Here is a 12,564-nt window from a genome sequence, read left to right on the forward strand (position 1 = left end):
TCGCCCATTCGGGAACGGCCCCGAGGTTTGCGAGACTGTGTCAGTGAGAAGTTCAGCTCCCGCACCGCGGGTCATCGCCGTCGTCGGTCCCACCGCAGCAGGAAAGTCCGACCTGGGGGTGTTCCTCGCCCAGCAGCTCGGGGGCGAAGTGGTCAACGCCGACTCCATGCAGCTCTACCGGGGGATGGACATCGGCACCGCCAAACTGACGCTCGGCGAGCGCGGTTCCGTACCCCACCGATTGCTGGACATCTGGGATGTCACCGAGACCGCCAGTGTCGCGGAGTACCAGCGCCTGGCCCGCCACGAGATCGACCGGCTGCTCGCCGAAGGCCGCACGCCCGTCCTGGTGGGTGGTTCAGGGCTGTACGTGAAGGGTGCGATCGACGCCCTGGAGTTCCCCGGGACGGACCCCGGCGTCCGGGCCGCGCTGGAGGCGGAACTGGCCGAGCACGGCTCCGGAGCGCTGCACGAGCGGCTTTCCGCGGCCGACCCCGAGGCGGGCCGCGCCATCCTGCCGAGCAACGGCCGGCGCATCGTGCGGGCGCTGGAGGTCATCGAGATCACCGGCAAGCCCTTCACCGCCAACCTCCCCGGTAACGATGCGGTCTACGACGCCGTCCAGATCGGCGTCGACGTGGCACGCCCGGAGCTCGACGAACGCATCGCGGTCCGGGTCGACCGGATGTGGGAGGCCGGACTCGTCGACGAGGTGCGCACCCTGGAGGCGCGGGGTCTGCGGGAAGGACGCACCGCCTCCCGGGCGCTCGGCTATCAGCAGGTGCTCACCGCACTGGCAGGGGAGTGCACCGAGGACGAGGCGCGCACCGAGACCGTGCGCGCCACCAAACGCTTCGCGCGCCGCCAGGACTCCTGGTTCCGCCGCGACCCGCGCGTCCAGTGGCTGAACGGTGCCGTGGAGCATCGTGGGGAACTCCCGGGCCGGGCGCTGGCGTTGGTCGAACGAGCGGTTACAGCCTGATCACGTGATGGCATCGGGAAGCCCCGCCCGTCAATTCGGCGACCCGTGGCGTGCCATCATCGAGCATCGATCGACCAGTCCGAGTTGGGAGGGCGCGTGGCGATGGAGGCCGGCCCTCGCGACACAGAGCAAGACGCACCGGACACGCAGCACGACGCAGGAGGCCTGAGCCCCGACGGGCCCGACGAGCTCGCTGTGACCCCCGAGGTCGAGGTGGAGCTGCGTCCCGCCCGGCGGATGCGTATCTGGCAGCTCGCGCCGATCGTCATGCTCGCCGCGCTGGGATCGCTGATGTTCGCCTTCCCTCTCGCCTTCGAGGTGGGCGACGGCGGACCGGTGGTCGCGATGCTGGGACTGCTGATCAGCTGCTGCGCCGCGGGCTGGGGCATGATGGCGGCCCGCCGCGTCGGACACACCTGGCCGGGACTGCCGTCCAGGGGTTCCGGGGAGCGGGCCGACTGGCGGGTGATCGCGCTGTACGTGGCGGTGTGCGCCGTACTGGTCGCACTGGCCGTCTGGCGCGTGGCACGACTGCAGAACTGAGGACCGGGCCGGGCCGTGGGTGACGGCCCGGGCGACCCTCCCGTCCGGCGGGCCGGTTCTCCGGGTCGTCGGCGCGGGCTCGTACAGTTGTCCTGTGACCAACTCGCAGATCGCCTTCCTCAAGGGCCACGGCACCGAGAACGACTTCGTGATCGTCCCGGACCCGGACAACGCCCTCGACCTGCCCGCGGCCGTCGTCGCAGGGCTGTGCGACCGCCGCGCGGGGATCGGCGGCGACGGTCTGCTGCACGTCGTGCGGTCCGCCGCGCACCCCGAGGCGCAGGCCATGGCCGGCGAGGCCGAGTGGTTCATGGACTACCGCAATGCCGACGGCTCCGTCGCCGAGATGTGCGGCAACGGCGTGCGGGTCTTCGCCCGGTACCTGCAGCGCGCCGGCGCCGTTGAGGAGGGCGACCTCGCGGTCGCCACCCGCGGCGGCGTGAAGAAGGTGCACCTCGCCAAGAACGGCGACGTGACGGTCTCGATGGGCCGTGCCCTGCTTCCCGCCGACGGGGTCACGGTCACCGTCGGAGACCGCAGCTGGGACGCCCGCAACGTGAACATGGGCAATCCGCACGCGATCGCGTTCGTCGACGATCTGGCGCACGCCGGAGATCTGTTCCGCGAGCCGTCGTTCACGCCCGCCGCCGTCTACCCCGACGGGGTCAACATCGAGTTCGTCGTGGACCGCGGGCCCCGGCACGTCGCGATGCGGGTCCACGAGCGCGGCTCGGGCGAGACCCGCTCCTGCGGCACCGGCGCCTGCGCCGTGGCCGTCGCCGCGGCCCGCCGGGACGCGGCGGACCCTGCGGAGACCGGGGCTCCGGTCACGTACACCGTCGATCTGCCGGGCGGCACCCTGGTGATCACCGAGCACCCGGACGGTGAGATCGAGATGACCGGAGCGGCCGTGATCGTCGCCGAGGGCATGATCGATCCGGTCTGGCTCGAAACGCTCAGGGGATAGAGCTTCGCTCGAATGGGTGATCCGTTTCACGCTGGGCGAGAGCCGGACTCCGCCACGTGGTGGGGTCGGTAGCATCAAGCACCGGCCCGGAGGCGCGACCGCACCTTCCCACCGCCGGTCGACGTTGCCGGAGGTGCCCCATGAGCGCAGAGGCCACCAACCCAGGTGCTCCCATCCGCAGGCGGGGCCGTCCCCGGATCGATCTCCGCAGGCTCGGCAGGGTCGCCCTGCTCGGCCCGGTCTCCCGGGACCGGCTGCCGGACGCCATCGGCCATGTCGCCGAGGCACACCGGGCCCACCATCCCGACGCCGATCTCTCCGTGCTGCACCGGGCCTACGTCCTCGCGGAGAGCTCGCACCGCGGACAGATGCGCAAGAGCGGCGAGCCCTACATCACGCACCCGCTCGCGGTCACCCTCATCCTCGCCGAGCTCGGCGCCGAGACCACCACGCTGACCGCCTCCCTCCTCCACGACACCGTCGAGGACACCGAGGTGACACTCGATCAGGTGCGGGACCAGTTCGGGGAGGAGGTCTGCTACCTCGTCGACGGTGTGACCAAGCTGGAGAAGGTCGACTACGGGGCCGCCGCCGAGCCGGAGACCTTCCGCAAGATGCTCGTCGCCACCGGCGACGACGTGCGCGTGATGTCGATCAAGCTCGCCGACCGGCTGCACAACATGCGCACGCTCGGCGTGATGCGCCCCGAGAAGCAGGCCAGGATCGCCAAGGTCACCCGCGACGTACTGATCCCCCTCGCCGAACGGCTCGGTGTCCAGGCGCTCAAGACCGAGCTGGAGGACCTCGTCTTCGCCATCCTCCACCCCGAGGAGTACGTGCACACCCGCGCCGTGATCTCCGCCGCGACCGCCGCGGGGGACCCGCTCACCGCCGTCGCGGACAACGTGGCGGCGGTGCTCCGGGATGCCGGCATCACCGCCGAAGTGGTCTTCAGGCCACGCCACTTCGTCTCCGTGCACCGCGTCCGGATCAAACGCGGCGAACTGCGCGGCAGCGACTTCGGACGCCTGCTGGTGCTCGTCGGCGAGGACGCCGACTGCTACGCCGTCCTCGGCGAGCTCCACACCTGTTTCACCCCGGTGATCTCCGAGTTCAAGGACTTCATCGCCTCACCCAAGTTCAACCTGTACCAGTCGCTGCACACCGCGGTGGTGGGCCCGGACGGCGAGGTCGCCGAAGTCCTCATCCGCACCCACCGCATGCACAAGGTCGCCGAGGCCGGCGTCATCGCGCTCGGCAATCCGTACACCGCGGACGGCACGGCACCGAGCGCGGAACCCGCCGACGGCGAACGGGCCGACCCGACCCGCCCCGGCTGGCTCTCCCGGCTCCTCCAGTGGCAGCAGTCCGCCCCCGACCCCGACACCTTCTGGACCACGCTGCGCGCCGATCTCGCCCAGGACCGCGAGATCACCGTCTTCCGCACCGACGGCGGCACGCTCGGCCTGCCGGCGGGCGCCACCTGCGTCGATGCCGCCTACGCGCAGTACGGGGACGCCGCACACAGCTGTATCGGGGCCCGGGTCAACGGCCGGCTGGCCACGCTCAGCACCGTGCTCGGCGACGGTGACACGGTCCAGCCGCTCCTCGCCGAGGACGCCGCGTCCGGGCCCTCACCCGACTGGCTCGACCACGCGCGGACGCCCACCGCCCGCATCGCCATCACCGGCTGGCTCGACGCCCATCCGCAGGACCCGGAGGCCGCCGCCGCAACGCCTTCCGACGGCCGCAGGCCCGGCCCGCAACCCGCCAGGTCCTCCCGGCCCGCGCGACCGGGATCCGCCGGGCCGGCCGGCCGCACCGTGAGCGCGGTGGTCGAGCGGCCCGACACCACCGTCCGGCTCGCGGGCTGCTGCACCCCCGTACCCCCCGACGACGTCACCGGATTCACGGTGCGCGGAGGTGCCGTCACCGTGCACCGGCTGGAGTGTCCCGTCGTGGCCAGGATGGAGGCTGTCGGCCGGGTGCCGGTCGTCGTGAGCTGGGGCGACGCGGCCGAATGCCGGGTGACCCTGGTCGCGGAGTCCTTCGGAAGGCCCCGGCTGTTCGCCGACCTCACCGAGGCGATCGCCGGAGCGGACGCGGCGGTCATCTCCGCCACGGTCGAACCCCCCAGCGAACAGCGCGTACGCCACACGTACACCCTGCAACTCCCCGACGCCGCGGGACTGCCCGCGCTGATGCGCGCCATGCGTGACGTCCCGGGGGTGTACGACGTGAGCCGCGCCCAGCATCCGGCCGCCGCGCTCTGACCGGAACCGGTCGTGAGCTGCGCCCTGCGCCCGGCCGTCACGCTCTGACCGGGACCGGTCGTGAGCTGCGCCAAGTGCCCGGCTTACGCGCTCGACCGGGATTGGCGCCGTCCGCCACGGCGGATCTCGTTCGGGTGGCGCGGCGCGCGCCGTCCCGTTACGGCGGGGCGTCGCTGGTAGCCGTAGTCCATGCCGTTCCTCTCCCGCCGCCTGCGGGCCGCCCTCCTGGCCACCGCATCGGCCACCCTCGTCGCCGCCACCCTGCCCGCACCGGTGCCCCTCGGCATCGGGGACCCGCTCTTCCCGCATCTCGGCAACCCCGGATACGACGTACTCGCCTACGACATCGGCCTCAGCTACGGAGGCCGTAACAGCGAACCGATGGACGCCGTCACCACGATCGACGCACGGACGACCGAGCCGCTGGAGCGGATCAACCTCGACTTCACCCGCGGCACCGTGCGCTCCGTCGAGATCAACGGTCTGCGCGCCGACTTCGCGACCGAGGACGAGGACCTGGTCATCGAGCCACCGGGCAGGCTCCCGGCAGGAGTCCCCCTGCGCATCACGGTCCGCCACACCAGCGACCCCTCGGGCGAGCAGGAGAGCGGGGGCTGGGTGCGGACCGCCGACGGGCTCGTCATGGCGAACCAGGCCGACGCCGGACACCGGGTCTTCCCCAGCAACGACCATCCCGCCGACAAGGCGTACTTCACCTTCCGCGTCACGGCCCCGCAGGATCTGACGGTGGTGGCCAACGGCCTGCGCACCGGGCGGATCAGCCACGGCGACCGCACCACCTGGACCTACCGCACCGAACACCCCATGGCCACCGAACTGGCCCAGGTCAGCATCGGCCGGTCCACCGTCGTCGAGCGCACAGGTCCGCACGGGCTGCCCGTGCGAGACGTCGTGCCCGCCGCCGACCGGGAGAAGCTCGAACCCTGGCTGAGGAAGACCCCGGGCCAGCTGGAATGGATGGAACAGCAGGTCGGCCGCTACCCCTTCGAGAACTACGGCGTCCTGGTCGCCGACACCGAGACCGGGTTCGAGCTGGAGACCCAGACCCTCTCCCTCTTCGAGCGGCGCCTGTTCAACGACGGCGGCTTCCCCGCGTGGTACGTCGACTCGGTCATGGTCCACGAACTGGCCCACCAGTGGTTCGGCGACAGCGTCTCCCCGCGGACCTGGTCCGATCTCTGGCTCAACGAGGGTCATGCCAGCTGGTACGAGGCGCGCTACGCCGAGGAGCACGCGGACAGGCCGCTTGAGCGACGGATGCGCGACGCCTACACCCGCTCGGACGGCTGGCGCGCCGGGGGCGGCCCGCCGGCCCGCCCCGCCGCGCCGGCGCCGGGCGAGAAGCTCAGCCTGTTCCGGCCGGTGGTGTACGACGGAAGCGCGCTGGTCCTGTACGCGCTCCGCCAGGAGATCGGCAGCGGCGCCTTCGACCGGCTGGAGAGGCTCTGGGTGAGGAAGCACCGCGACTCCGACGCCGCCACGGCGGACTTCACCGCTCTGGCGTCCCGGGTGGCCGGACGCGACCTGACCGCGTTCTTCGACGGCTGGCTGTACGGGAAGAAGACGCCGCCCATGCCGGGGCACCCGGACTGGCGGAGCACGACACCGGCGCGGCAGCGGTAAACCCGCGTGACGGGCCGGGCCCGCCGTGCCACTATCGACGAGTCGCCACGGCGGCCGGACCGGAGAATTCCCCTCGGGGAATCATCCCGGGAGGTTACGCGTTGTGACTGATGTAACCGACTTCTATCGACGTAAGGATCCAATGACCTCCTCTTCTTCCCTTCCCCAGGACGCGCAGGACGCGCAGAGTGCCACGGAGAACGCCACCGAGAGCCTCACCGAAAGCCCCCTTCGGGCCGACGCCCTGATGGAAGAGGACGTCGCCTGGAGCCACGAGATCGACGGAGCGCGGGACGGCGAACAGCTGGACCGCTCCGACCGTGCCGCCCTGCGGCGTGTGGCCGGACTCTCCACCGAGCTCGAGGACGTCACCGAGGTCGAGTACCGGCAGCTGCGCCTGGAGCGCGTCGTGCTGGTCGGTGTCTGGACCTCGGGCACGGTGCACGACGCGGAGATTTCCCTCGCGGAGCTTGCGGCACTCGCCGAGACGGCCGGAGCACAGGTGCTCGACGCCGTCTTCCAGCGTCGCGACAAGCCCGACCCGGCCACCTACATCGGTTCCGGCAAGGCACTCGAGCTGCGCGACATCGTTCTCGAGACAGGGGCGGACACCGTCGTGTGCGACGGTGAGCTCAGCCCCGGCCAGCTGATCCACCTGGAAGACGTCGTGAAGGTCAAGGTGGTCGACAGGACCGCACTGATCCTCGACATCTTCGCCCAGCACGCCAAGTCCCGCGAGGGCAAGGCACAGGTCTCGCTGGCACAGATGCAGTACATGCTGCCGCGCCTGCGCGGCTGGGGTCAGTCGCTGTCCCGTCAGATGGGCGGCGGCGGTTCCAGCGGCGGTGGCGGCATGGCGACCCGTGGTCCCGGTGAGACCAAGATCGAGACCGACCGGCGACGGATCCGCGAGAAGATGGCGAAGATGCGCCGGGAGATCGCGGAGATGAAGACCGGCCGCGAGATCAAGCGGCAGGAACGCAAGCGCAACAAGGTGCCTTCCGTCGCCATCGCGGGCTACACCAACGCGGGCAAGTCCTCGCTGCTCAACCGGCTGACCGGTGCGGGTGTGCTGGTGGAGAACGCACTGTTCGCCACCCTCGACCCGACCGTGCGCCGCGCCGAGACACCCAGCGGGCGGATCTACACGCTGGCCGACACCGTCGGGTTCGTACGGCACCTGCCGCACCACCTGGTGGAGGCGTTCCGCTCCACCATGGAGGAGGTCGGCGAGTCCGATCTCATCCTCCACGTGGTGGACGGCTCGCACCCGGTGCCGGAGGAGCAGCTCGCCGCGGTGCGCGAGGTGATCCGCGAGGTGGGCGCGCTGGACGTGCCCGAGATCGTGGTGATCAACAAGGCCGACGCGGCCGACCCGCTGGTCCTCCAGCGGCTGCTGCGCAACGAGAAGCACGCGATCGTGGTGTCGGCACGTACCGGCGCCGGTATCGACGAGCTGCTCGCGCTCATCGACAGTGAGCTGCCGAGGCCGTCGGTCGAGATCGAGGCGCTCGTGCCGTACACCCAGGGCGGGCTCGTCTCCCGGGTGCACGCCGAGGGCGAGGTGATCTCCGAGGAGCACACGGCGGAGGGCACGCTGCTCAAGGCACGGGTGCACGAGGAGCTTGCTTCGGACCTCGCCGCGTTCGTACCCGCGGTGCACTGACCGCAGCAGACACGGACGGAGGGCCCGCACCCCATGGGAGTGCGGGCCCTCCGTCCGTGTCCGGACGCCGGTGCTACCGGCTGCCGAACTTGTCGCTCATCATCGTGAAGATCTGCTCGGCGCCCTCGCCCAGATGGGGTCCGGCCAGCCAGCCTGCCGTCACCGGTCCGATGGAGGTGTTGGAGACCAGCGCGAGCTTGCCGTCGTCGCCCTCGCTGAACCAGCCACCGCCGGAGGAACCACCGGTCATCGTGCAGCCGATGCGGTACATCGTGGGGGTGGCGGGGCTGATGGAGAGCCGGCCGGGACGGTCGACGCACTTGTGCATGATCAGACCGTCGTACGGCGGGGCGGCGGGGTATCCCCAGGCGCCCATCGCGCTGATCTGCGCGACCTCGGGGGAGTCGAAGTTGACCGGCAGCGCGTTGCCCACGGTCTCCTCGAGGGACTTGGTGCCGCTCTCCGGCTTCACGTGCAGGACGGCGTAGTCGTACGGGGCGCCCTCACCGCCGGTGGGGCCGCCGTCGGCCAGCCACTCGCCGGAGGTGCTGGCCCAGTCCGCCCAGTAGGCGCCGTACGGGGCGATCTCCTGCGGCTGCGCGTTCTTCAGCGCCGCGGCGTTCTTGCCCTGGTCGTTGTAGGCAGGCACGAAGACGATGTTGCGGTACCAGCCGCCCTTCGCACCGGCGTGGACACAGTGACCGGCCGTCCACACCAGGTTGGACCTGCCCGGGTTCTTCGGGTCCTTGACGACGGTTCCCGAGCACACCATGGAGCCCTCGGGGGAGTCGAAGAAGACCTTGCCGACCGGGGCCGCGTAGTTGTGGTACGGCGTCTTCTCGCGCTCGGCCGTGACCGGCCTCGGCTCCGGGTCGCTGACACCCTGGTCGCCGGAGAGGTCGCCTGCCGACATGGTCTTGGCCGGGTCCTTCGCCGACTTCATCCGGTCGGGCTTCCACAGCCCGTCGATGACCGGGTTGACGAAGTCCTTGGCCTCACTCAGCCATTTTTCCTTGTCCCAGTTCTTCCACTCGCCGCTCTTCCACTTGTCCGGGTCGACACCGTGCTTCTTCAGGGTTTCGGCCAGATCGGCGGATATGCCGCCACCGGAGTCGTTGCCCTCGGCGGAAGCGGTGGCGGCGGGCTTGTCGGCCGCCTGGTCATCGCCCGGCCCGCAGGCCGTCGCCGTCAGGGCGAGGACGGCGGCGAGGCCGGTCGCACTGAGCAGCGGACGTATGGATCGCATGGAAAAGTTTCCCCCTGAAGCATGGATTGGCATGAGCGTGTCATGTCGAATGCCGGACCGGCCGGCTGTCGGTGATGCGCGGGGACCACCCTATGACGGCCTGGACGGTGGCTTTCGCCACGGAGGGCCGCAGGGCGGCGGACCGTGAGCACCGCTGTGCGGCGCGGGGGCCTTCGGCGGAGGATTCCCCGCCGAAGGCCCCTGATGCGCCGTCATCCTCATCCGGGCGGACGGTGATTCGTCCCTGCCCGGGCGGACCGTGGTCCGTCCCTACTGCCCCGCGTACTTCTTGCTGACCGAGTCGTAGACGCCCTTGGCCTCCTTGCCGAGGCGGGGTCCGGCCAGCCAGCCGGCCGTGACCGGTCCGATGGAGGTGTTGGACACCAGCGCGGGCTTGCCGTCCTGGCCCGCCGCGACCCAGCCGCCACCGGAGGAACCACCGGTCATGGTGCAGCCGAGGCGGTACATCGTCGGGTCGTCCTTGGTGAGCGAGAGCCGGCCCGGCTTGTCCTTGCACTGGAAGAGCTTCTGGCCGTCGTACGGCGGAGCGGCCGGGAAGCCGGTGGCCGTCATGGCGGCGATCTTCGGGACGGCCGGGGCGTTGAAGTCGACCGGCAGCGCCGAACCGACCGTCTCCTCCAGGGACTTACCCGTCGAGCCCTTCTCCGGCGTCACGTGCAGCACGGCGAAGTCGTACGGAGCGCCCAGACCGCCGACCGAGGCACCCTGGTCGATCCACTGCTCGGAGGTCTGCGCCCACGAGCCCCACCACACGCCGTACGGGGCGACCTTCTGCTTGGGCGGGTTGTTCCGGAGTTCGTCGGTCGACAGACCGCTGTCGTTGTACGACGGCACGAAGGCGATGTTGCGGTACCAGCCGCCCTTCTTGCCCGCGTGCACGCAGTGGCCCGCGGTCCACACCATGTTGGACTTGCCGGGGTGCGCCGGGTCCTTCACCACGGTCGCCGAGCAGACCATCGAACCCTCGGGGCCGTCGAAGAACAGCTTTCCCGACTCGGCGGCGTTGTCGTGGAACGGCGTCTGCACGCCAACGGCCCGTACCGGGACGGGCGTCGGGTCCGTCACGCCCTCGTCGCCGGAGATGTCGTTGTCGACCGGCTGCTCCGGCGCCTTGTCGGCGTCCCGCATCCGGTCCGCGTCCCAGAGGCCCTCGATTATGGGGTTGATGTAGTCCTTGGCCTCACGCAGCCACTTGTCCTTGTCCCAGTTCTTCCACTCGCCGCTCTTCCACTGGTCGAGGTCGATCCCGTGTTCCTTGAGCCGGTCCTTCAGATCATCCGGAATGGTGATCTTGCCGTCCGACGTCTGGCCCGCGGAACTGCTGCTCGGCTCGGTGCTCGCGTCGTCCTCGCTCGGCCCGCAGGCCGTCGCGGTGAGGGCGAGAACGGCGGTGACCGCCGCGGTGGCAAGCACGGGGGAGGGGAAGCGGCGAGCGCTCCCCCCACGGCGTGCGGTGAATCCTGGTCGAATGAGTCGCATCTGGTGATCCCCCTGGGACTTCGTAACTCAACGCTTCTGTACTGCACTTCTGGACGGCTGTACGACACACGGGCCGGCTCGGCCGGACGGCGGTCGTGCGCCTTTCCGGGCATGCCGCATGGGCCGGGAAGCTGTCCCGGAGCCATGGCACGGTCCCCCACTATGCCGGTGTGGTTGTGGACGGCATGCGGCAGGGGCCCGGTTCCGGCCCGCAAGGATCTTCGGATTTACCCGTGATCCTCCGCGTCCCTCGTCGTTGGTACATACGGGGGACACGGAGACAGCGTTCACCCCCGCAGTCCGTCCTTGCGGAATCGTGCTGACGTGCAACGCAACTGTTACAGCAGGAGGATCAACAGCCGTGGCCGTGACCGAACCAGCTCCGGCACCACCACTCGCGCCGCACGAAGGCATCCTGCGCCGCCAGTCGTTGCGTGAGTCGGCCGCCCGTACCTATGCGCGTTCGCTGCCGATCGTGCCGGTACGGGCACGGGGACTCACCATCGAGGGAGCGGACGGGCGGCGCTATCTCGACTGCCTGTCCGGAGCCGGGACGCTGGCTCTCGGGCACAACCATCCCGTCGTCCTGGAAGCGATCAAGAAGGTCATCGACTCGGGTGCACCGCTGCATGTGCTCGATCTGGCCACGCCGGTCAAGGACGCCTTCACCACGGAGCTGTTCGCCAACCTGCCGCGGGAGTTCGCCGACAACGCCCGGATCCAGTTCTGCGGACCGGCCGGCACCGATGCGGTCGAGGCGGCCTTCACCCTGGTCCGCGCCGCCACCGGACGCAGCGGTCTGCTCGCCTTCACCGGCGCGTACCACGGCATGACGGCGGGCGCCCTCGCCGCCTCGGGGGGCGCCGAGGACGTGCGGGTGACCCGGCTTCCGTTCCCGCAGGACTACCGCTGCCCCTTCGGTACCGGTGGCGAGCACGGGGCGGAACTCGCGGCGCGCTGGACCGAGAGCGTGCTGGACGACCCCAAGAGCGGAACCCCGGCACCGGCCGGCATGATCCTCGAACCCGTCCAGGGCGAAGGCGGGGTCAACCCCGCCCCGGACGCCTGGATGCGCCGCATGCGGGAGATCACCACAGCCCGGTCCGTTCCACTGATCGCCGACGAGGTGCAGACCGGTGTCGGCCGGACCGGTGCCTTCTGGGCCGTCGAGCACAGCGGCGTCGTGCCCGACGTGATGGTGCTGTCCAAGGCCATCGGGGGCTCCCTCCCGCTCGCAGTGATCGTCTACCGCTCCGAACTCGACACCTGGCAGCCGGGTGCCCACGCCGGCACCTTCCGCGGCAACCAGCTCGCCATGGCCGCCGGCACCGCCACCCTCGCTCACGTGCGGGAGAACCGGCTCGCCGACCGGGCCGCCGACCTCGGCGCCCGGATGCTCGCGAGCCTGCGGGGACTGGCCGCCCACCACCCGAGCATCGGCGACGTCCGCGGGCGGGGCCTGATGATCGGCGTGGAACTCGTCGACCCCGAGGCGGCTCCGGTGGGCGCGGGCGGCGAGGCACCACCGGATCCCGTCCTTGCCACGGTCGTCCAGCAGGAGTGCCTGCGCCGCGGGCTCATCGTCGAACTCGGCGGCCGTCACTCCACGGTCGTACGTCTGCTCCCACCCCTCACGCTCACCGACGAACAGGCGACAGCGGTCGTCGACCGCCTCGCCGACGCCCTGGCAGCCGCCGAGCGTTCACCGCACCGCCGGACCGCGACCGGGTCGATCCGCTGACT

The 12,564-nt window shown here is 70.7% G+C and carries 9 protein-coding genes; 7 read left to right on the forward strand and 2 right to left on the reverse strand.

Annotation, left to right across the window (positions count from 1 at the left end; genetic code table 11):
• The first annotated feature begins 43 nt into the window (after positions 1–43).
• The 6 genes from miaA to hflX all read left to right on the forward strand — a co-directional run bounded on the left by miaA (position 44) and on the right by hflX (position 8,075).
• Positions 44–982, forward strand: a complete 939-nt coding sequence (miaA, locus tag ABT025_RS22730) for a tRNA (adenosine(37)-N6)-dimethylallyltransferase MiaA (protein ID WP_350997313.1) — start codon at positions 44–46, stop codon at positions 980–982.
• A 102-nt stretch (positions 983–1,084) separates the two neighbouring features.
• The gene (locus ABT025_RS22735) at positions 1,085–1,525 is read left to right on the forward strand and encodes a hypothetical protein (RefSeq protein ID WP_350997434.1); all 441 of its coding nucleotides are present in this window, start codon (positions 1,085–1,087) and stop codon (positions 1,523–1,525) included.
• Between the two features lie 94 nt (positions 1,526–1,619).
• Positions 1,620–2,492 carry a diaminopimelate epimerase gene (gene dapF / locus ABT025_RS22740; RefSeq protein WP_350997315.1) on the forward strand — a complete coding sequence of 291 codons (873 nt, stop codon included), beginning with the start codon at positions 1,620–1,622 and terminating at the stop codon, positions 2,490–2,492.
• Between the two features lie 140 nt (positions 2,493–2,632).
• A complete protein-coding gene (locus ABT025_RS22745) occupies positions 2,633–4,765 on the forward strand; it encodes a RelA/SpoT family protein (RefSeq protein ID WP_350997318.1) in 2,133 nt (710 codons plus the stop codon).
• A gap of 189 nt (positions 4,766–4,954) precedes the next feature.
• The gene (locus tag ABT025_RS22750; protein ID WP_350997320.1) at positions 4,955–6,409 is read left to right on the forward strand and encodes a M1 family metallopeptidase; all 1,455 of its coding nucleotides are present in this window, start codon (positions 4,955–4,957) and stop codon (positions 6,407–6,409) included.
• Positions 6,410–6,551: 142 nt separating this feature from the next.
• Positions 6,552–8,075 carry a GTPase HflX gene (gene hflX, locus ABT025_RS22755; protein ID WP_350997323.1) on the forward strand — a complete coding sequence of 508 codons (1,524 nt, stop codon included), beginning with the start codon at positions 6,552–6,554 and terminating at the stop codon, positions 8,073–8,075.
• 73 nt (positions 8,076–8,148) lie between these two features.
• Here hflX and ABT025_RS22760 read toward each other — a convergent pair whose 3' ends face one another.
• Together ABT025_RS22760 and ABT025_RS22765 are read right to left on the reverse strand one after the other, a co-directional pair.
• Complete coding sequence (locus ABT025_RS22760; RefSeq protein ID WP_350997326.1) at positions 8,149–9,321, reverse strand: trypsin-like serine peptidase; 1,173 nt, start codon at positions 9,319–9,321, stop codon at positions 8,149–8,151.
• A gap of 270 nt (positions 9,322–9,591) precedes the next feature.
• Positions 9,592–10,821, reverse strand: a complete 1,230-nt coding sequence (locus ABT025_RS22765) for a trypsin-like serine peptidase (RefSeq protein ID WP_350997329.1) — start codon at positions 10,819–10,821, stop codon at positions 9,592–9,594.
• A 361-nt stretch (positions 10,822–11,182) separates the two neighbouring features.
• On the opposite strand from ABT025_RS22765, the gene ABT025_RS22770 reads away from it, so the two are divergent.
• Complete coding sequence (locus tag ABT025_RS22770; protein WP_350997332.1) at positions 11,183–12,562, forward strand: diaminobutyrate--2-oxoglutarate transaminase family protein; 1,380 nt, start codon at positions 11,183–11,185, stop codon at positions 12,560–12,562.
• The last annotated feature ends 2 nt before the right edge of the window (positions 12,563–12,564 follow it).

Origin of the sequence: Streptomyces sp. NPDC002809 (genome assembly GCF_040295435.1) — a bacterium.
GTDB lineage: Bacteria > Actinomycetota > Actinomycetes > Streptomycetales > Streptomycetaceae > Streptomyces.